19 protein-coding genes and 1 pseudogene are annotated in these 19,413 nt (G+C 40.3%); 17 read left to right on the forward strand and 3 right to left on the reverse strand.

The genetic code is table 11. The features are described 5' to 3' along the window. Positions 1–27 precede the first annotated feature (27 nt). The 8 genes and pseudogenes from mgtA to QM460_RS02260 all read left to right on the forward strand — a co-directional run bounded on the left by mgtA (position 28) and on the right by QM460_RS02260 (position 7,097). Positions 28–2,688: a magnesium-translocating P-type ATPase gene (mgtA, locus tag QM460_RS02225; protein WP_414289115.1), complete on the forward strand. Its 2,661-nt coding sequence runs from the start codon at positions 28–30 to the stop codon at positions 2,686–2,688. Between the two features lie 135 nt (positions 2,689–2,823). Further along, positions 2,824–3,222, forward strand: a complete 399-nt coding sequence (gene spx / locus QM460_RS02230; protein ID WP_000591165.1) for a transcriptional regulator Spx — start codon at positions 2,824–2,826, stop codon at positions 3,220–3,222. Between the two features lie 66 nt (positions 3,223–3,288). Further along, entirely contained in the window at positions 3,289–3,861 is a 573-nt protein-coding gene (locus QM460_RS02235; protein WP_000737513.1) for an SP0191 family lipoprotein, read from the forward strand. Between the two features lie 96 nt (positions 3,862–3,957). Further along, positions 3,958–4,224: an IreB family regulatory phosphoprotein gene (locus tag QM460_RS02240; protein WP_000507060.1), complete on the forward strand. Its 267-nt coding sequence runs from the start codon at positions 3,958–3,960 to the stop codon at positions 4,222–4,224. 3 nt (positions 4,225–4,227) lie between these two features. Beyond that, positions 4,228–4,647 (forward strand): Holliday junction resolvase RuvX, encoded by a 420-nt coding sequence (ruvX, locus tag QM460_RS02245; protein ID WP_049502846.1) that lies wholly within the window; start codon positions 4,228–4,230, stop codon positions 4,645–4,647. A 15-nt stretch (positions 4,648–4,662) separates the two neighbouring features. Next, positions 4,663–4,968 (forward strand): DUF1292 domain-containing protein, encoded by a 306-nt coding sequence (locus QM460_RS02250; RefSeq protein WP_000017624.1) that lies wholly within the window; start codon positions 4,663–4,665, stop codon positions 4,966–4,968. 358 nt (positions 4,969–5,326) lie between these two features. Next, positions 5,327–6,565, forward strand: coding sequence for a bifunctional folylpolyglutamate synthase/dihydrofolate synthase (locus QM460_RS02255; protein WP_414289117.1), 1,239 nt, complete (start codon positions 5,327–5,329; stop codon positions 6,563–6,565). A 76-nt stretch (positions 6,566–6,641) separates the two neighbouring features. Further along, positions 6,642–7,097: pseudogene (locus QM460_RS02260) on the forward strand (SP_0198 family lipoprotein). Positions 7,098–7,224: 127 nt separating this feature from the next. Here the strand turns inward: QM460_RS02260 and QM460_RS02265 are convergent. Next, complete coding sequence (locus QM460_RS02265) at positions 7,225–8,037, reverse strand: Cof-type HAD-IIB family hydrolase (RefSeq protein ID WP_414289118.1); 813 nt, start codon at positions 8,035–8,037, stop codon at positions 7,225–7,227. Positions 8,038–8,233: 196 nt separating this feature from the next. Between QM460_RS02265 and QM460_RS02270 the strand changes: the two genes are divergently transcribed. The 6 genes from QM460_RS02270 to recA all read left to right on the forward strand — a co-directional run bounded on the left by QM460_RS02270 (position 8,234) and on the right by recA (position 14,282). Further along, positions 8,234–9,655, forward strand: a complete 1,422-nt coding sequence (locus QM460_RS02270) for an NCS2 family permease (protein WP_414289119.1) — start codon at positions 8,234–8,236, stop codon at positions 9,653–9,655. 86 nt (positions 9,656–9,741) lie between these two features. Beyond that, on the forward strand, positions 9,742–10,185 hold the full coding sequence (gene tsaE, locus QM460_RS02275; RefSeq protein WP_045762634.1) for a tRNA (adenosine(37)-N6)-threonylcarbamoyltransferase complex ATPase subunit type 1 TsaE: 444 nt from the start codon (positions 9,742–9,744) through the stop codon (positions 10,183–10,185). Beyond that, the gene (locus QM460_RS02280) at positions 10,175–10,696 is read left to right on the forward strand and encodes a GNAT family N-acetyltransferase (RefSeq protein WP_000455485.1); all 522 of its coding nucleotides are present in this window, start codon (positions 10,175–10,177) and stop codon (positions 10,694–10,696) included. The genes tsaE and QM460_RS02280 overlap by 11 nt, the downstream gene beginning before the upstream one ends. A gap of 4 nt (positions 10,697–10,700) precedes the next feature. Next, complete coding sequence (gene brpA, locus QM460_RS02285; protein WP_025171292.1) at positions 10,701–11,738, forward strand: biofilm formation/cell division transcriptional regulator BrpA; 1,038 nt, start codon at positions 10,701–10,703, stop codon at positions 11,736–11,738. Between the two features lie 79 nt (positions 11,739–11,817). Beyond that, a complete protein-coding gene (locus QM460_RS02290) occupies positions 11,818–13,086 on the forward strand; it encodes a competence/damage-inducible protein A (protein WP_414289120.1) in 1,269 nt (422 codons plus the stop codon). Positions 13,087–13,127: 41 nt separating this feature from the next. Beyond that, positions 13,128–14,282 (forward strand): recombinase RecA, encoded by a 1,155-nt coding sequence (gene recA / locus QM460_RS02295; protein ID WP_414289121.1) that lies wholly within the window; start codon positions 13,128–13,130, stop codon positions 14,280–14,282. A gap of 40 nt (positions 14,283–14,322) precedes the next feature. On the opposite strand, the gene QM460_RS02300 is transcribed toward recA, so the two are convergent. After that, positions 14,323–15,579 carry an ISL3 family transposase gene (locus QM460_RS02300; protein WP_414289122.1) on the reverse strand — a complete coding sequence of 419 codons (1,257 nt, stop codon included), beginning with the start codon at positions 15,577–15,579 and terminating at the stop codon, positions 14,323–14,325. 411 nt (positions 15,580–15,990) lie between these two features. Between QM460_RS02300 and QM460_RS02305 the strand changes: the two genes are divergently transcribed. Then, positions 15,991–16,185: a PspC domain-containing protein gene (locus QM460_RS02305; protein WP_075229618.1), complete on the forward strand. Its 195-nt coding sequence runs from the start codon at positions 15,991–15,993 to the stop codon at positions 16,183–16,185. Between the two features lie 201 nt (positions 16,186–16,386). On the opposite strand, the gene QM460_RS02310 is transcribed toward QM460_RS02305, so the two are convergent. Further along, positions 16,387–16,941: a GNAT family N-acetyltransferase gene (locus QM460_RS02310; RefSeq protein WP_414289123.1), complete on the reverse strand. Its 555-nt coding sequence runs from the start codon at positions 16,939–16,941 to the stop codon at positions 16,387–16,389. 108 nt (positions 16,942–17,049) lie between these two features. Between QM460_RS02310 and QM460_RS02315 the strand changes: the two genes are divergently transcribed. Continuing rightward, complete coding sequence (locus QM460_RS02315) at positions 17,050–18,420, forward strand: MATE family efflux transporter (protein WP_414289124.1); 1,371 nt, start codon at positions 17,050–17,052, stop codon at positions 18,418–18,420. Between the two features lie 97 nt (positions 18,421–18,517). Continuing rightward, positions 18,518–19,234 (forward strand): YebC/PmpR family DNA-binding transcriptional regulator, encoded by a 717-nt coding sequence (locus tag QM460_RS02320; protein ID WP_414289125.1) that lies wholly within the window; start codon positions 18,518–18,520, stop codon positions 19,232–19,234. Positions 19,235–19,413: the final 179 nt, after the last annotated feature.

Raw genomic sequence — 19,413 nt, forward strand, 5'->3', positions numbered from 1 at the left:
CACCATTCATACAGATAGGAGAAACCAATGAAAACTACAAAAGAAAGATTAGCAGCAGCTATTCAAACTCCATTTAAAGAGAGTCTAGCTTTTTACCATACAAGTCAAAAAGGTTTAGATTCAGAACAAGTTCAAGAAAACCGTGATCTATATGGTGAAAACACCATCACCAAGGGTCAAGAGGATTCTATCTTTAAAAAGATTTATGAGTCCATTATCAATCCTTTCACAATCATTTTGCTTGTGATTGCCTTTATCTCTCTCGTTACAAACGTCTGGCTTGCCAAACCTGGTCAAGAGGATCCAACGACTTCTATCATTATCGTTGTCTTGGTTTTGATTTCAGGAGGCATCCGTTTTGTCCAAGAGTTGCGGAGCGACAAGGCAACAACCAACCTTTCAAAAATGATTGTCAACACTGCAACTGTTATTCGTGATGGTCTTGAACAAGAGTTACCTATCGATGAGTTGGTTGTGGGAGACCTCGTGAAATTGAGTGCGGGAGATATGATTCCTGCAGATGTTATCTTGTTTGAATCCCGCGACTTTTTCGTTCAACAGTCAGGTTTGACTGGAGAAAGCGATGCAGTCGAAAAGCTTGCTTTAAATGAAGCTACTAATCAAAATGTAGAGAGTCTTTTAGAAGCAGAATCCTTGGCATTCATGGGGACAAACGTTATCTCAGGAAGTGCTACAGCTATGGTTCTCGCTGTTGGTGATGATACCATGATGGGAGCTATTGAGCAAACTCTCAACACCTATGATGAGCCAACTTCTTTTGAACGTGAAATGAACAGCATTTCTTGGCTCTTGATCCGCTTGATGCTTGTCATGGTTCCGATCGTGTTTTTCGCAAATGGGTTGACTGATGGAGACTGGCTAGAGGCTGGAGTCTTTGCCTTGAGCGTTGGTGTCGGACTGACACCAGAAATGCTTCCAATGATTATCACAGCCAGCTTGGCCAAAGGTTCCATTATCATGGCCAAGGAAAAGGTGGTCATCAAAAAACTCAATGCTATCCAGGACTTAGGAGCAATCGATATCCTATGTACAGATAAAACAGGAACTCTAACGCAAGATGAGATTGTCTTAGAATACCCTTTGGATATCCATGGTGATTTGGACATGGCAGTCTTAAGAAGAGCTTATCTAAATTCACATTTCCAAACAGGTTTGAAAAACTTGATGGACCGTGCCATTATCAGTAGAACTGAAAAAGAAGCTAAAGAACACGTTATTCTACAAGATTTGGATAACATCTTCCAAAAGATTGATGAACTGCCTTTTGACTTTGAACGCAGACGCATGAGTGTCATCGTCAAAGACGACAGCAATGTCGTTAGTATGGTTACCAAAGGCGCTTTAGAAGAAATGTTGACCATTTCGACTCATGTGGAATATCGCGGAGAAATCATTCCCCTAACCGCAGACATTCGCCAAGAAGTATTAGCAGAAGTTGGTCAATTAAACCGTCAAGGTTTGCGTGTTTTAGGTGTTGGTTACAAGTCAGGTCTACGTGAAGATTATGCCTATGCTGTGACTGATGAAAGTGACATGATCCTTACGGGTTACCTTGCCTTTTTGGATCCGCCAAAACCATCTGCAGCACCAGCTATTCAAGCTCTACTTGAGCATGGTGTCAAAACAAAAATTTTAACTGGGGATAACGAAAAAGTAACCCAAGCCATTTGTGAAAAGGTTGGTTTGGACGTTGAGCATATGCTCTTAGGGGCTGACATTGACCAAATGACAGATCAAGAATTGGCAGAAGTGGTTGAAAAAGTAACAGTATTTGCCAAATTATCTCCTGACCAAAAAGCTCGTATCATTCTACAGTTAAAGAAAAATGGTCACGGTGTTGGTTATATGGGTGACGGTATTAATGACGCTCCATCCATGAAGGTGGCAGATGTCGGTATTTCTGTAGATACAGCAGTAGACATCGCCAAAGAAACAGCGGATGTTATTTTGCTAGACAAGGATCTCATGGTTCTTGAGACTGGTATTGTTGAGGGCCGTAAGGTCTACGCCAACATGACTAAGTACATCAAGATGACAGTTAGTTCAAACTTTGGGAATATCTTCTCACTCCTTGTTGCGAGTATCTTCTTGCCATTTTTACCAATGGCCCCTGTTCATCTCATTGTCCTAAACCTAGTCTATGATTTGTCTTGTGTGGCATTGCCATTTGATAATGTGGATCAAGACTTCCTTAAACAACCCCATACATGGGAAGCAAAATCCATTACGCGATTTATGGTTTGGATGGGACCAATCTCATCTGTCTTTGATATTTTGACCTTTATCTTCCTCTACTTTATCATTGTTCCATTGGTGACAGGCCATCACTATGTTCACGGATCTGAATCTGCCCTTCAGTTTATTATCTTGTTCCAAACAGGATGGTTCATCGAATCTATGTGGTCTCAAACCATGGTCATCCATATGCTTCGTACAGCAAAAGTTCCTTTTCTACAAAGCAGACCAGCTTGGCTTGTGATTTTGATGACTCTGGTTGCAGCCTTTTTCGTAACCAGCCTACCTTATGGACCACTGGTAAATATCCTTCGTCTAGAACCTTTAGGACTTCCTTACTTCTTGTTCTTAATCTGTATTATTTTCTTGTATATGTTTAGTGTTACAGTTATTAAGAAATTTTACATTAAGAAATATAAAGAATGGTTATAGTTCGTGTTTTGTCAAGAAAAAAGTTCAAAAATTGCCAAAAAAGTTAAAATTTTTTAAAAATAGGTCGCAAGTCCGATGTTTTTTATGGTATAATAGTCTAAACTGATAGTAACATGTAGCGAAAGGGGTAGGTACATGATCAAAATTTATACAGTCTCAAGTTGTACTAGCTGTAAAAAAGCGAAGACCTGGCTCAATGCCCACCAGTTAAGTTATAAAGAACAAAACCTCGGTAAGGAAGGAATCACGAGAGAAGAACTACTTGATATTTTGACAAAAACAGACAATGGAATTGCAAGTATCGTATCATCGAAAAATCGTTATGCAAAGGCTCTTGGTGTTGATATCGAAGATTTGAGTGTCAATGAAGTGCTCAACCTAATCATGGAAACACCACGTATCTTGAAAAGTCCGATTCTTGTAGATGAGAAACGCCTACAAGTTGGCTATAAAGAAGACGATATCCGTGCCTTTTTGCCACGCTCTGTCCGTAATGTGGAAAATGCAGAAGCGCGTTTACGTGCGGCTCTATAAAACATCAAGGCTGGGAGTGACTCCTGGCCTTCTCTAATATTTAAATTGGATAACATGTGAGGATTTATGAAAAAGTTAGTCATTGGAACATTCGCAGCACTATTTTTGCTCGTTGGATGTGGTCAGAAAAAAGAAACAGCAGCTTCAACTACTGAGAGTTCTCAAGAAGCCCTACAGTCTACCTTGCCCGTATTAGAAAATGCAACCAAGAATACAGTTGTTACTAAGACCTTGGTTTTGCCAGCTGATGAGAGTGGTGCTCAGCAAACTCAAATCATTACCTACAAAGGCAATCAATTTTTAAGCTTGACCATTCAGCAAAAGCGTCCTGTATCAGAAGATTTAAAAAATTATATTTCTGAGCGAGGATTAGATGAAGCTAAAAAAGCTCTAAAAGAAGCTGAGGACAAGGATGAGTCTGTTCAAGCGGCTCGAAAAATTTCAGGATTTACCATCGAAACGACTCTTTTAAATGAGAAAGAGATGGAAACCAAGACTAGCTATGATTTCCAAACACTGGATCTCAAAAAAGCAAGTGAAAACGAATACTTGAAGAATGTTGGACTGGAAAATCTATTGAAAAACGAACCAGAGGACTATATTGCTAATCGTGTTGCAAATGGGGCAACAGTCCAGTAAAAAGTCAGAGAAAATCAGCAGAATCAGACTGTGTGATTTGTAGAACGACCGCGAATGTGCTATAATAGTACTATTCTAAGGAAAGAGGGTGTTAGAATGGGATTTACTGAAGAAACCGTACGTTTTAAATTGGACGATTCCAATAAAAAAGAAATCAGTGAAACATTGACAGATGTCTATGCTTCTTTGAATGAAAAGGGCTATAACCCTATTAACCAGATCGTGGGCTATGTTCTCAGTGGAGACCCAGCTTACGTTCCTCGTTATAACAATGCACGAAATCAAATCCGTAAGTATGAGCGAGATGAAATCGTTGAAGAATTGGTTCGCTACTACCTTAAAGGACAAGGAGTCGATCTATAATCTATGAGAATTATGGGATTGGACGTTGGTTCCAAAACGGTAGGAGTAGCGATTAGCGATCCGTTAGGTTTTACGGCACAAGGGCTTGAAATCATCCAAATCAATGAAGATCAAGGTCAGTTTGGTTTTGAACGCCTCAAGGAACTCGTTGAAACCTATAAGGTAGACCGTTTTGTTGTTGGTTTGCCTAAAAATATGAACAATACCAGCGGACCGCGCGTGGAAGCCAGTCAAGCCTATGGGGCTAAACTAGAAGAACTCTTTGGTCTACCAGTAGAGTATCAAGATGAACGCCTAACTACGGTCGCTGCAGAGCGTATGTTGATTGAGCAAGCGGATATTAGTCGCAATAAGCGTAAAAAAGTTATTGATAAATTAGCCGCTCAATTGATTTTGCAAAATTATTTAGATAGAAAATTTTAAGACAGAGGAGAAACTATGTCACACGATCACAACCACGATCACGAAGAACGTGAACTTATTACACTTGTAGATGAGCAAGGAAACGAAACTTTGTTTGAAATCCTTTTGACTATTGACGGAAAAGAAGAATTTGGTAAAAACTATGTCCTTCTTGTACCAGTTAATGCAGAAGAGGATGAAAACGGTGAAGTTGAAATCCAAGCATACTCATTCATCGAAAATGAAGATGGAACAGAAGGTGAATTGCAACCAATCCCTGAAGATTCAGAAGATGAATGGAACATGATTGAAGAAGTCTTCAACAGCTTTATGGAGGAGTAAAAACGTCCAGTGGACGTTTTTAGCCTGACGCTAAAAATAAGAACCGTCAGTAAGTCCGGGGGATGTTTTTAGCCCTGCTTCTAGAAATAAGAAAAAGCAGGAACGTTCGGGGAACGTTTTTAGCCTTACGCTAAAAGTAAAGACCGTAAGTAAGTCTGGGAGACTGTATCAGCCCAGCTCCTTGAATTAAGAGAGAGCTGGCGAGTCCGGGGAACGTTTTTACCCCAACTCCTAGAAACTAGGGAGAGTTGGAACGTCCGGGGGACATTTTTCTCCCATACTAGAATTAAATACTAGCTAATGAAGTAAAAAGCGAAGAGAATCTTCGCTTTTTTGTTAAGGATTAAGGAGATTAAGCGTGTTTGAAGTAGAAAAATGGCTTCATAGTCGAATCGGTTTGAATTTCAGATCAGGTTTGGGGCGGATGCAGAGAGCGGTAGACTTGCTGGGGAACCCTGAGCAAGCCTATCCTATTATCCATGTGACAGGGACAAATGGAAAGGGTTCAACCATCGCCTTTATGAGAGAGCTCTTTCTTTCTCATGGTAAGAAGGTGGGGACCTTTACTTCGCCCCACATTGTTAGCATCCATGATCGGATTTGTATCAATGGTCAACCCATATCGGACGCAGACTTTATCCGTTTAGCAAATCAAGTTAAGGAAATGGAGCAAAGACTTCTAGAAACACATGACCAGTTGTCTTTTTTTGAGTTGTTAGCCGTGATTGCTTTGCTTTATTTTAAAGAACAAGGGGTGGATCTAGTTCTATTAGAAGTTGGAATTGGTGGCTTGCTTGACACGACCAATGTGGTGACTGGAGAGATCGCAGTTATTACATCAATCGGCCTGGATCACCAGGAGACCTTGGGCAATAGTCTGGAAGAAATCGCTGAACAGAAAGCAGGAATTTTTAAGCCAGAAAAAGCAGCAGTGGTTGCAAACTTAGCTCCTGAAGCCCAGCTCGTTTGTCAAAAGATAGCAGAATATTTAGATGTCACTCTCTATCAAGCTGACCAAGATTTTTCTTTCAAATCTGGACATTTCTCTTCTTCTCAAGCGGATTTGACCCGACTAAAACTGGGTTTGGAAGGAGCTTATCAAGAGGAGAATGCTGCTTTGGCTTTGCAGACATTTCTGTTGTTTATGACAGAGAGAGGTGAAAAGATCAATGAGGAAGCTATCCGGCGTGCTCTGAAAACAACCAGCTGGGCTGGGCGTCTAGAAGCTGTTACGGAGCACATTTATCTAGATGGTGCCCACAATTTACCAGCCTTGGAGCGGTTAGTTGAATTTATCCAGCAAAAAATTCAGCAAGGTCATCAACCTCAAATCCTTTTTGGAGCTTTAAAGCGTAAAGATTACAGTGGCATGCTTGGTTATTTGACAGATCATTTACCTGATACAACTCTCTATGTGACGAGCTTCGACTATCATGGCTCTTTGGAGGAGCAGGATTTGAGCGGCTATCATAGAGTTGCTTCCTATCGAGACTTTATAGATGATTTTGAAAAGTCTGCAGGGGAGAAAGACTTACTGTTTGTTACAGGTTCCCTCTATTTTATATCTGAAGTTCGTGCCTACCTTATAAAAACATAGTTGCTTGATTGACCTTGTTTCCTTTATTTGCTATAGTATAAGTGGAATAGTTCAGCAGTTTTTCTGCCTTTAGCTCCTGAAAGAAAGGAGACATTATGTCACTAAAAAAATTACACTCTCTCTTGCTACTGTGGCAAGTCTTAGTCTTTTAGTTGCTTGTTCGTCAACAGCTAAATCGACACCTTCATCCCAAGCAAGCACTAGCTCTGAGGCGAGCACTAGTCAAGTGTCAGAAACCAGTGCTTCTAGTTCTACTATTAGTGCAAAGACTGACACGACTACTAATATAGATGGGACCTACAAGGGATAAGACGAGGGTGATAGCATTACTCTTGTAGTTACTGGAAATACCGGAACGTGGACAGAAGTTGAAGCGGACGGAGATCAAGAGGTTAAGAAGGTGACCTTCGAACCAGAAAATCAGAAAGTCATCGTCGGTGATGATGTCAAGATTTATGTGGCAGAAGAGAACCAGATTATTATCGATGACATGGGCCGCGGCGTTTCTGATCGTATTGTCTTAAAGAAATAGATATTTTGTAAGGATTTGAATCTGGCTAAAACAGGTGCAAATCCTTTTTTCATTGACTTTGAGTTCAAAAAAATTCCATACTTTTAAGGTGGCTAATGTCTACCCAAAAAGTATAGAATGAGTGAAATTAAAGAAATCGTTCCTGTAAAAAGTGAGCGACTCCGTCTTCTTCGTTGGTTAGTGATAATTGCTCGTCTGCGAAAGAAAGTAGAGCGGGATTAGCATTTTTCATGGCATATCCTTTACTTGCAAAAGAAAGCATTTCTTGGTCATTGTGTTCGTCACCAAAGGCAATCAAATTCTGTTTGTCTATATTCATGACCTTGAGAAGATATTCGAGGGCAAAGGCCTTGTGAACTCCTTTGGGAGTACATTCGAGAATGTTCAAAGGGCCACCCCAAGTGTTGATATTGAGTTGGTGCTTGTAAAAGCTGTTCATCTCTTCTGCTAGGGCATATTTGTCACTTGCACGAGTCTGCAATAAAATGCAGTTAGGATCCTTGGTGACAAGTTCGGAATTAAATTGATTTTCAGGTCTGAAGTTTTCAACACCAAACAACCTAGGGTCGGCAATCTCCTTGTCTGGAGCCGTAATGTAAAACTTTTTACGGTATTCACCAGCGATAAAGTCTGCCTCGATTTCCTCTTTTCGTTGAACCATATCTAAGAGATATTTTTTGTCCACAGTCAGGCATTTTTCATGCTCCCAAACCTTACCAGGCAGGTGAGTGAGTGAACCATTGAAATTGATCATAGGCGTTTCAAGTTCAAGCTGGTCATAAAAATCTTTAGCCATACGATAAGGGCGACCTGTTGCAATCACGACATGGTGGCCTTTTTTAGATATTTGTTTGATAGTATCCTTGGTAAAATCCGATAGTTTGCTTTCGCCATTAAGTAAGGTTCCGTCCAAGTCGACGGCAATCATTTTTTTAGTCATAAGATCCTCCCGAATCTAGTTTCAGATAAGATGTTTTCTATTATATCAGAAAGTGACTAGAAAAGCTGATAATAAGCGAAAATAGGGAGAATAATATCTCATAAGAATTTTTTAAATTAGAAAAAACATCTTGAAAAGATGAATGATTGGTGATATAATGGTAGTATTGTTCGTAAAATGACAAAGGAGATTAAAAATGGACAAACTATTTAAACTAAAAGAGCACGGGACAGATGTCCGTACAGAGGTTCTTGCTGGTTTAACAACTTTCTTTGCAATGAGTTATATTCTCTTTGTAAACCCTCAAATGCTTTCACAAACAGGAATGCCTGTTCAGGGTGTATTCTTGGCGACAATTATCGGTTCTGTTGTGGGAACTTTGATGATGGCTTTCTATGCTAACTTGCCATATGCGCAAGCTCCAGGTATGGGACTAAATGCCTTCTTCACATTTACCGTCGTATTTGGGATGGGTTATAAATGGCAAGAAGCCCTTGGAATGGTCTTCATCTGTGGGATTATTTCATTGATTATTACATTGACCAATGTTCGTAAAATGATTATCGAATCTATTCCTACAACTCTTCGTTCAGCGATTTCAGCTGGTATTGGGGTTTTCCTTGCTTATGTTGGGATTAAGAATGCTGGTCTCTTGAAATTCTCGATTGACCCAGGTACCTATACAGTAGCAGGTGAAGGAGCAGATAAGGCTCAAGCAGCACTTACTGCAAACTCAGCAGCTGTTCCAGGATTGGTAGACTTCAACACTCCAGCTGTCTTGGTAGCTCTTGCAGGTCTTGCCATTACTATCTTCTTCGTTGTTAAGGGGATCAAAGGTGGTATCATCCTTTCTATTTTGACAACGACAGTTCTTGCGATTGCTGTTGGTCTTGTTAATGTGTCAGGGATTGACTTCGCTAGCAACAATCTTTCATCAGCAGTCAACGACCTAGGAACTTTGTTTGGTGCTGCTCTTGGTTCAGAAGGTTTAGGATCTTTGATTTCAAATACTTCTCGCTTACCAGAAACTTTGATGGCCATTCTTGCTTTCTCATTGACAGATATTTTTGATACTATCGGTACTCTTATCGGTACTGGTGAAAAAGTAGGTATCGTAGCTACAAGTGGTGAAAACCATGAGTCAGCTAAATTGGATAAAGCTCTTTACTCTGATTTGGTAGCAACTTCAGTAGGTGCTATTGCAGGTACTTCAAACGTTACGACTTATGTTGAGTCAGCAGCCGGTATCGGTGCTGGTGGACGTACTGGTTTGACAGCTTTGGTTGTTGCCATCTGTTTTGCCCTATCAAGCTTCTTTAGCCCACTTCTAGCAATTGTTCCAACAGCTGCAACTGCACCAATTTTGATCATCGTCGGAATTATGATGCTTTCTAACTTGAAAAATATCCCTTGGGATGATATGGCTGAAGCTGTTCCAGCTTTCTTCACATCTATCTTTATGGGATTCAGCTACTCAATCACACAAGGGATTGCCGTTGGTTTCTTAACTTATACTTTGACGAAGGTTGTCAAAGGTCAAGTGAAAGATGTGCATGTCATGATTTGGATTTTGGATGCCTTGTTTATCTTGAACTACATCAGTATGGCTCTTAACTAATGACAAAAACTAAAAAAAGAGGGGAGTCTCCTCTTTTTTTGTTGATGGAAATATCACAAAATAAAACTTTTTGGTATAATAATTACATGTACACAAAAAATGAAGATGAGTTGATTGCACTTGGGGAAGACTTAGGGCATTTGTTAGAAAAAAATGATGTGTTGATTTTGACTGGTGAATTAGGTGCTGGGAAAACAACGCTAACAAAGGGTCTGGCTAAGGGATTAGGCATTCATCAAATGATTAAGAGTCCTACTTATACCATTGTTAGAGAATATGAAGGACGTCTACCCTTGTATCACTTAGATGTTTATCGCATCGAAGGGGATGCAGATTCTATCGACTTGGATGAATTTCTTTTTGGTTCAGGTGTAACGGTTATTGAGTGGGGACATCTATTGGGGGAAAATCTTCCATCAGATTATCTGGAGTTAGAAATCCTTAAAAAAGATGAGGGCCGAGAAATCGTCTTTCATGCTCATGGCCAAAGAGCGACAGAACTTTTGAAAGGATTGACGGATGGAGTATGATCTTTTAATCCGTGAAGCGGAAGCCCAGGATGCTTCAGCGGTCATTGCTCTATTAGATCAAATTGGTCAAGAGTCTAGTTATACCAGTCTGGATGAAAATGGGATTGCAATGAGTGAGTCTGAAATGCAACATTTTTTGGATAAGCAGGCCCAGTCGGATAATCAAATTACCCTACTCGCTTTTTTGAATGATGAGTTAGTAGGAATCATCAATACAACAGCTGATCAACGTCCGCGAGTCCGTCATATTGGAGATGTCTTTTTAGGAATAAAAAAAGCTTACTGGGGAAATGGTCTCGGTAGTATCTTGATGGAAGAAACTATTGAATGGGCCAAATCAAGTGGTAGTATTCGACGTTTACAATTGACAGTTCAAAAAAGAAATCTTGCTGCGGTGCATCTGTATGAAAAAATGGGCTTTAACATAGAAGGATTACAGGAACGTGGTGCTTGTATAGAAGGAGGAGAGTTTCTAGATGTTTACCTAATGGGTCAACTGATAGACGAATAAGAGTATGGCAAAAAAGATAATCGGAATGTTTTTAGGCTTTGTTCTTGTGACAGTACTTGGTGTGGGAGCTTATGCCTATACGATCTACCAACAGAGTACACAGACTTTGGCCAAAACCTATAAAAAAATCGGAGAAGAAACCAAGGTCATTGAAGCGACCGAACCTCTGACGATTTTGCTTATGGGAGTGGACACAGGGAATGTTGAACGTACAGATCCATGGGCTGGTAATAGTGATTCAATGATCTTGGTGACGGTGAATCCTAAAACCAAGAAGACAGTCATGATGAGTTTGGAGCGTGATATTCTCACACAAATCCAGCAGCCAGATGGTAGTGTAACGGAGGCTAAACTCAATGCCGCCTACGCCAATGGTGGAGCAGAGTTGTCTATTTCAACGATTCAAAAAATGATGAATATCCACATTGACCGTTATGTGATGGTCAACATGCATGGACTTCAAAGAATGGTTGATGCAGTAGGTGGAATTACAGTGAACAACACTCTAGGTTTCCCAATCTCTATCCAAGATCAGGAACCATTTAATACGATTTCTATCGGTGTTGGTGAACAGAAACTAAATGGTGAAGAAGCCCTTGTTTATTCACGTATGCGTTATCAGGATCCAGAAGGAGACTATGGTCGTCAAAAACGTCAGCGTGAAGTGATTCAAAAAGTTGTTGAGAAGATTCTTAGTTTGAACAGTGTGAGTCACTATCAAGAGATTCTGAAGGCTCTTAGTGACAATATGCAGACAAATATCGAGATTACAACGACAACGATTCCTCAGTTGATGGGGTATCAAGATTCATTTAAGAATATTGAGTCTCAACAATTGCGTGGAGAGGATGCAATGCTTCAAGGGACATCTTACCAAATCGTGACATCTGAGCATATGTTAGAGATGCAAAATCTTTTACGCCGCTCGCTCGGGCAACCAGAAGTTACGAATTTGGAGACCAACGTAGTCTTGTATGAGAATCTTTATGGTCAGGGTCAGTTGCCTCAATCTACTAGTGTTGCAGTAGAAGAGTTAGAATAATAGGAAACTATTCATCAAATCGTAGGAATTATCCTGCGATTTTTTCAAAGAAATCCGAATAGGTAAGTAGGAGGAAAAAATGAAAGCAGAAATTATAGCTGTTGGAACAGAGATTTTGACAGGTCAAATTGTCAATACCAATGCGCAATTCTTGTCTGAAAAGTTGGCTGAAATCGGTGTAGATGTCTATTTTCAGACAGCTGTAGGAGATAACGAAGCTCGTCTCTTATCCTTGTTGGAAATTGCTCAGAATCGCAGTAGCCTAGTCATTTTAACAGGTGGCTTGGGGCCGACAGAAGATGATTTGACCAAGCAAACTTTGGCTCAATTTTTAGGACGTGACTTGACTTTTGATCCTCAGGCTCAGGCTAAGCTAGATGACTTTTTTGCTCATCGACCAGACTATGCTAGAACTCCAAATAATGAACGCCAGGCTCAAATCGTTCAAGGTTCAACTCCATTACCAAACAAAACAGGACTGGCAGTCGGTGGCATGATCGAGGTGGCTGGGGTAACCTACGTCGTTCTACCAGGACCTCCAAGTGAATTGAAACCTATGGTCTTAAATGAGTTGCTTCCAAGATTGACAACGGGATCTAAGCTCTATTCACGTGTGCTACGTTTCTTTGGGATTGGTGAGAGCCAGCTAGTGACCATTCTATCAGATTTGATTGACCAGCAGACGGATCCAACCTTGGCACCTTATGCTAAAACTGGGGAAGTGACGCTTCGCTTATCGACCAAGGCTAAGAGTCAAGAAGAAGCGGATCGTGTTCTAGATACTTTAGAACAAAAAATCCTTGAAAGAGAAACCTTTGAGGGTGTTTCACTTCGAGAAATTTGCTATGGCTATGGGGAAGAAACCAGCTTGGCTAGCCTGGTAGTAGAAGAGTTGAAAAAGCAAAAGAAAACTATCACTGCAGCAGAAAGCTTGACTGCAGGTCTTTTTCAAGCTACTTTGGCTGATTTCTCAGGTGTATCTGCTATCTTTAAAGGTGGTTTTGTGACCTATAGCCTTGAAGAAAAAGCTAAGATGCTTGATATTCCACATGCTGAATTGGAAAAACACGGAGTCGTCTCAGCCTTTACTGCTGAAAAAATGGCTGAACAGGCGCGAATCAAGACCCAGTCAGATTTTGGCATTAGTTTGACAGGAGTGGCTGGACCAGATAGCCTAGAAGGACATCCAGCAGGTACAGTTTTTATTGCTTTGGCGCAAGCTTCGGGGACAGAAGTTATCCAGGCCAATATCGCAGGCAGAAGTCGAGCAGATGTGCGAGAAATTGCAGTTCTACATGCCTTTAACCTAGTTCGCAAAGCTTTATTAAGTGCTGGAGATTTGTTATAATAGAAGAAGGTCTAAGGACTATTAGAATACAGGAGAATAAAATGGCGAAAAAACCAACAAAAAAATTAGACGAAATTGGCAAAAAATTTGGTGCTGATCGTGAAAAAGCCTTGAACGATGCTCTTAAATTGATTGAAAAAGACTTTGGGAAGGGGTCAATCATGCGCTTGGGGGAACGTGCAGAGCAAAAGGTCCAAGTGATGAGCTCAGGTTCTTTGGCTCTTGATATCGCACTCGGATCAGGTGGTTATCCAAAGGGACGTATCATCGAAATCTACGGGCCAGAATCATCTGGTAAGACAACGGTTGCCCTTCATGCGGTAGCGCAAGCCCAAAAAGAAGGTGGAATTGCTGCCTTTATCGATGCAGAGCACGCTCTTGACCCAGCCTATGCAGCAGCTCTTGGGGTTAACATTGACGAATTGCTCTTGTCACAACCAGACTCAGGGGAGCAAGGTCTTGAAATTGCTGGAAAATTGATTGATTCAGGTGCAGTTGACCTTGTTGTTATCGACTCAGTTGCTGCTCTTGTACCTCGTGCGGAAATCGATGGAGATATCGGAGATAGCCACGTTGGTCTTCAAGCTCGTATGATGAGCCAGGCTATGCGTAAACTCGGAGCTTCTATTAATAAGACTAAGACAATCGCTATCTTCATTAACCAATTGCGTGAAAAAGTAGGGGTTATGTTTGGTAATCCAGAGACAACTCCTGGTGGACGTGCCCTTAAATTCTACGCTTCTGTCCGTTTGGATGTTCGTGGAAGCACACAAATCAAGGGAACTGGTGACCAAAAAGATACGAGCGTAGGTAAGGAAACCAAGATTAAGGTTGTTAAAAACAAGGTAGCTCCACCATTCAAAGAAGCCTTTGTTGAAATCATGTATGGTGAAGGAATTTCAAGAACTGGTGAGCTTTTGAAGATTGCAAGTGATCTTGACATCATCAAGAAGGCAGGGGCATGGTACTCTTATAAAGACGAAAAGATCGGTCAAGGTTCTGAAAATGCTAAGAAATACTTGGCGGATCACCCAGAAGTCTTTGACGAGATTGACCACCAAGTTCGTGTCAAGTTTGGCTTGATTGAAGATGATGCAGTAGCTGATGAAAAAGTAAAGGCTCCCGAAGTAGAAGTAGCTAATCAAGAAGTAATTCTTGACCTTGGCGATGATCTTGAAATCGAAATTGAAGATTAAAAAGTAGACTCTTTGTCAACTGTAGTGGGTTGATGAAAAGTTATAACCTGGAGAGGACCAACTTGGTTCTCTCCTTTTTTATGTTCAAAGCAATGAGGATTCTAGTTTTAAAGTTTTCAAAGTTCCGGAAGCCAAAAGCATTGCGCTTGATGACCTTAATGAGGTTATTAGTAGCCTCTAGTTTCGCGTTTGAGTAGGGCAGTTCCAGTGCGTTCATGATTTTGTCCTTATCTTTCAAAAAGGTCTTAAAAACAGTTTGAAAAATAGGATTTACACAAGAAATCGTTTCTTCAATCAGTTCAAAGAAATGGTCTGTTTGTTTCTCTTGGAAATGAAACAGTAATAGTTGATAGAGTTCATAGTGTTCTCTAAGTTCTTGAGAGTATGCAAGGAGCTTTTCGAGAATCTCTTTATTGGTCAAGTGTGAGCGAAAAGTCGGACGATAAAATCGTTTATCGCTGAGTTTACGGCTATCCTGTTGAATGAGTTTCCAGTAACGTTTTAGTGCCTTATATTCGTGCGATTTACGATCAAAACGATTCATGACTTGGATGCGAAGACGATTCATAGCTCGACTGAGATGTTGGACAATGTGAAAACGATCCAGAACGATTTTAGCGTTAGGAAAAAGTTTTCTGGCAATATCGTAGTAGGGGCTAAACATATCCATGGTAATGACTTTCACGCGACTTCTCACCTGACTAGAATAACGAAAAAAATGATTGCGAATAGTCACTTGAGTTCGTCCATCCAGGATAGTTACGATCTTTCTGGAATCAAAATCCTGTGCAATGAAACTCATCTTACCTTTCTTGAAGCTGTATTCATCCCAAGACATGTGAGTTGGTAGGAAAGATAAATCTGTCTTGAATTTGAATTCTTTCAATTTACGAATGACAGTCGAAGTAGAGACAGATAGACTTTCTGCGATAGCCGTCATAGGGACTTTCTCGATTAATTTTTGAGTGATTTTCTGGTTGACGATGGTCGGGATTTGGTGATTCTTTTTGACTAAGGAAGTCTCTGATACAGCCATTTTTCCGCAGACTTTACAACGAAAACGACGTTTTCTCAATCGAATGAGTGTCTTATATCCTGCACATTCGAGGTAGGGAATTTTAGATTCTTTCTGGAAGTCATATTTAGTCATTTGCCCTAGGCAGTGATGACACTTAGGAGCAGGATAATCTAGCTTAGCGATGACTTCTTTATGCGTTCCAGCATCAAGATAATCCAAGAATATGATGTTCTTGTCTTTAATTCCGAGTAAGTTTGTGATAAAATTTAATTGTTCCATAAGATTCTTTCTAATGATGGTTTGGTCACTTTTCATTATAGGTCTTATGGGACTTTTTTCTACAATAAAATAGGCTCCATAATTCCTATGGTGGTTTTACCCACTACAGAAATTATAGAGCCAAAAAGTAAAAGTGGCGGAGGAATCCCCACTTTTTCTGTTATCTTAGACTAAAGAACTGATACTCAATGAAAATCAAAGAGCAAACTAGGAAGCTAGCCGCAGGTTGTACTTGAGTACGGCAAGGTGAAGCTGACGTGGTTTGAATTTGATTTTCGAAGAGTATGAAACAATGAGAGCTTAAGAATTGCTAAAACTAGCACCTTCAGATAAAAAGCAGAAAGCCTATTGAAAAAGATTTGATTTGATGATAAAATAAATAAAAAGAAAAATTAGTATTAGGAGATTATTATGGAAAAACGTCTAGTTCGTAATGTTCAAGATAAAAAGATTGCTGGTGTTTGTGCAGGTCTTGCTGACTATTTAGATATTGATGCAACACTTGTTCGTGGGCTTTGGATTCTCTTCACATTGCTAGGTGGATCAGGAATTCTTGCTTACCTCATTCTTTGGCTCATCATGCCAGAAGCTGGAACAGAAGCGTAAACTTAGTGCATCTTTATAAGGTAAATCATGATAAGGCTGAGACAAAATTGTTTCAGCCTTATTTATGATGAGCTAGGGATAGTTTTTTTCAAATTTTCATCTTCTTTGGGAATAACAAAAAATCACCTACGACAGGTGATTGTATATTGGTTACAGAGAAAATTACAAATCTTTAATGGAGATTCAAGGTTGCAATCTAGATTAGTGTTCACTAAAGCGACGGTACTCGATGTGGAAGTCAAAATAATTTTCTTCTTGCAATTTTTGGAAGATATTCCGATAGACTTCTTCATCAAAGTGGTCGCCACGATATAGAATCTCAAAACTAAGACCTTCGTACTCCAAAAAAGCATTGGCAGTTTTAAAACCATTTTGTAAGTAGAAATCCATGCGGGCCTTTCGTTGTTCGAGATTATCACAGTCTTCGTCCAATCGTTCTACTTCAAGAATCATAGTACGCTGGTAAAAATCGATGAGTTTTTCAATGATTTCTCTCCCGTAGCCATGACTACGGAGATGAGGCATAATGGCAAAAAAGCTAATGTAGAAAGCTTTTTGGTTGGAAATGGCAAAAGCGAAGCCGACAAATTCTTCCTCGTTATAGAAAGCGAAAAAGTGGGCATCATCTCTATCCTGGTAACTTAAAAATTCTTCCAAAGGGACCCGTTCTTCTACAGGAAAGGCTTCCTTGTTTAATTGGTCAACTTTCTCAAGGTCTGGGAATACATCTGTAATTAACTGGCTGGTTAAGCTCATACATAGCCTCCTTTTCTGTCACGATTATACCAGATTGTTTGTATCTAGGCAACGCTTTCTTATCCAAATTCTCTTGTTCCCCTACTAGAAAGCTGATATAATAGCCTTATGAATAAAAAATCAACAGTGGACCTGATTCATGGTCCCATCCTTCCCGCGCTAATTAGTTTTGCATTACCGATTCTACTGTCCAATATCTTTCAGCAACTTTACAATACAGCTGATATCTTGATTGTTGGGCGTTTTTTAGGGCAAGATTCCTTGGCGGCAGTCGGAGCAACGACAGCCATTTTTGATTTGATTATCGGCTTTGCTCTCGGTGTTGGAAATGGGATGGGTGTTGTTATTGCACGTCTCTACGGCGCTCGTAATTTTGAAAAGATTAAGGAAGCTGTCGCAGCAACTTGGATTTTAGGGATTATCTTGAGTGTGCTTGTCATGTTGATGGGCTTTTTTGGTCTTTATCCACTCTTACGGTACCTAGAAACACCTGCAGAAATTCTCCCCCAATCCTATGAATATATCTCCATGATTGTTACTTGTGTGGGAGTGAGCTTTGCTTATAATCTTTTTGCAGGTTTGCTACGCTCTGTTGGTGATAGCCTAGCGGCGCTTGGTTTTCTTATTTTCTCAGCCATCGTTAATGTCATTCTGGATTTGTATTTTATTACACAATTGCAGTTAGGTGTTCAATCTGCTGGTCTTGCAACCATCATCTCGCAAGGTTTGTCCGCAATCCTCTGCTATTTCTATATTCGCAAGAGTGTTCCGGATCTTCTTCCAGGTCTCAAACATTTCAAATGGAATAAGGATCTTTATGTGGATCTTTTGGAACAAGGTCTAGCCATGGGCCTGATGGGGTCAATTGTCTCTATCGGAAGCGTCATCTTGCAATCCTCTGTTAATGGCTTTGGAGCAGTGATTATCAGCGCCCAAACGGCAGCGCGTAGAATCATGGCCTTTGCCCTATTGCCAATGACGGCTATTTCGGCTTCGATGACGACTTTTATCTCTCAAAACTTTGGAGCGAAACGTCCCGAACGTATCGTTCAAGGTCTTCGTATAGGGAGTTATTTGAGTATGTCTTGGGCGACCTTTGCTTGTGTGTTCCTATTTTTTGCAAGTCCTAGCCTAGTTTCTTTCCTGGCAAGTTCGACAGACGCTTACTTGATTGAAAATGGGTCTTTGTATCTACGTATCAGTTCGGTATTCTATCCGTTTTTGAGTCTTTTATTGATCTATAGAAATAGCTTGCAGGGTCTCGGTCAAAAATTCTTGCCCCTCGTATCTAGCTTTATCGAGTTTTTTGGTAAAATTATTTTCGTCGCTTGGATTATTCCTTGGACAGGTTATACAGGTGTGATTCTATGTGAGCCCCTTCTCTGGCTAGTTATGACTGCCCAACTTTACTTCTCACTTTCCAAACATCCATGGATCAAAGAAGGCAAAAAACTCTTGGCTACTGGCGGGAAATCCTAGCTTAATTTACAAAAGAAAAATCCATTTCCTCTAGTGAAAATCGGATAGACTTGTGTTATAATAAGAAAGATTAAAATGTGAAAAAAGGAGATTCCTAATGGGACGTAAATGGGCCAATATCGTAGCTAAGAAAACGGCTAAAGATGGAGCTAACTCTAAAGTATATGCAAAATTTGGTGTAGAAATCTATGTAGCAGCTAAAAAAGGTGAGCCAGATCCAGAACTAAACACTGCTTTGAAATTCGTTATCGATCGTGCCAAACAAGCGCAAGTGCCAAAACACGTTATTGATAAAGCAATCGATAAAGCAAAAGGAAACACAGACGAAACCTTTACAGAAGGACGTTACGAAGGATTCGGACCAAATGGTTCTATGTTGATCGTTGATACTTTGACTTCAAACGTTAACCGTACAGCTGCCAACGTGCGTGCTGCCTTTGGTAAAAACGGTGGGAACATGGGAGCTTCAGGTTCTGTATCTTACCTCTTTGACAACAAAGGTGTTATCGTCTTTGCAGGTGAAGATGCTGATGCTATCTTTGAACTCTTGCTTGAAGCAGATGTCGATGTAGACGATGTAGAAGCAGAAGAAGGAACAATCACTGTTTACACAGTTCCAACTGATCTTCACAAGGCTATCGTTGCTTTGCGTGAATCTGGTATTGAAGAATTCCAAGTAACTGAATTGGAAATGATTCCTCAATCAGAAGTTGAGTTGTCAGGTGAAGATTTGGAAACATTTGAAAAACTCTACGGAGTCCTTGAAGACGACGAAGACGTACAAAAAATCTACACAAACGTAGACGGATTCTAAGAATAAAAATAACCCCTTTGAAAATTCAGTGTTTTCAAGGGGTTTGTTTATCTTATGTGACTTTCAGTCCGTCTCGCTCCGTTAGGTGCGAGACAAATAAACCACCCGCTATGCGGGTGCGCGTCGAAGGTTATACCAAAAAAACTCCAAACGCGATACAATAAAGGTGTTCAAGCCAA

The sequence above is a fragment of the Streptococcus infantis genome, assembly GCF_047464415.1.
In the GTDB taxonomy this organism is placed as follows: domain Bacteria; phylum Bacillota; class Bacilli; order Lactobacillales; family Streptococcaceae; genus Streptococcus; species Streptococcus infantis_AE.

What these genes read in the sequence shown, in the direction of transcription:
- mgtA (WP_414289115.1), top strand. Translation starts at nt 28, where the DNA reads ATGAAAACTACAAAAGAAAGATTAGCAGCAGCTATTCAAACTCCATTT.
- spx (WP_000591165.1), top strand. Translation starts at nt 2,824, where the DNA reads ATGATCAAAATTTATACAGTCTCAAGTTGTACTAGCTGTAAAAAAGCG.
- QM460_RS02235 (WP_000737513.1), top strand. Translation starts at nt 3,289, where the DNA reads ATGAAAAAGTTAGTCATTGGAACATTCGCAGCACTATTTTTGCTCGTT.
- QM460_RS02240 (WP_000507060.1), top strand. Translation starts at nt 3,958, where the DNA reads ATGGGATTTACTGAAGAAACCGTACGTTTTAAATTGGACGATTCCAAT.
- ruvX (WP_049502846.1), top strand. Translation starts at nt 4,228, where the DNA reads ATGAGAATTATGGGATTGGACGTTGGTTCCAAAACGGTAGGAGTAGCG.
- QM460_RS02250 (WP_000017624.1), top strand. Translation starts at nt 4,663, where the DNA reads ATGTCACACGATCACAACCACGATCACGAAGAACGTGAACTTATTACA.
- QM460_RS02265 (WP_414289118.1), bottom strand. Translation starts at nt 8,037, where the DNA reads ATGACTAAAAAAATGATTGCCGTCGACTTGGACGGAACCTTACTTAAT.
- QM460_RS02270 (WP_414289119.1), top strand. Translation starts at nt 8,234, where the DNA reads ATGGACAAACTATTTAAACTAAAAGAGCACGGGACAGATGTCCGTACA.
- tsaE (WP_045762634.1), top strand. Translation starts at nt 9,742, where the DNA reads ATGTACACAAAAAATGAAGATGAGTTGATTGCACTTGGGGAAGACTTA.
- QM460_RS02280 (WP_000455485.1), top strand. Translation starts at nt 10,175, where the DNA reads ATGGAGTATGATCTTTTAATCCGTGAAGCGGAAGCCCAGGATGCTTCA.
- brpA (WP_025171292.1), top strand. Translation starts at nt 10,701, where the DNA reads ATGGCAAAAAAGATAATCGGAATGTTTTTAGGCTTTGTTCTTGTGACA.
- QM460_RS02290 (WP_414289120.1), top strand. Translation starts at nt 11,818, where the DNA reads ATGAAAGCAGAAATTATAGCTGTTGGAACAGAGATTTTGACAGGTCAA.
- recA (WP_414289121.1), top strand. Translation starts at nt 13,128, where the DNA reads ATGGCGAAAAAACCAACAAAAAAATTAGACGAAATTGGCAAAAAATTT.
- QM460_RS02300 (WP_414289122.1), bottom strand. Translation starts at nt 15,579, where the DNA reads ATGGAACAATTAAATTTTATCACAAACTTACTCGGAATTAAAGACAAG.
- QM460_RS02305 (WP_075229618.1), top strand. Translation starts at nt 15,991, where the DNA reads ATGGAAAAACGTCTAGTTCGTAATGTTCAAGATAAAAAGATTGCTGGT.
- QM460_RS02310 (WP_414289123.1), bottom strand. Translation starts at nt 16,941, where the DNA reads ATGAGCTTAACCAGCCAGTTAATTACAGATGTATTCCCAGACCTTGAG.
- QM460_RS02315 (WP_414289124.1), top strand. Translation starts at nt 17,050, where the DNA reads ATGAATAAAAAATCAACAGTGGACCTGATTCATGGTCCCATCCTTCCC.
- QM460_RS02320 (WP_414289125.1), top strand. Translation starts at nt 18,518, where the DNA reads ATGGGACGTAAATGGGCCAATATCGTAGCTAAGAAAACGGCTAAAGAT.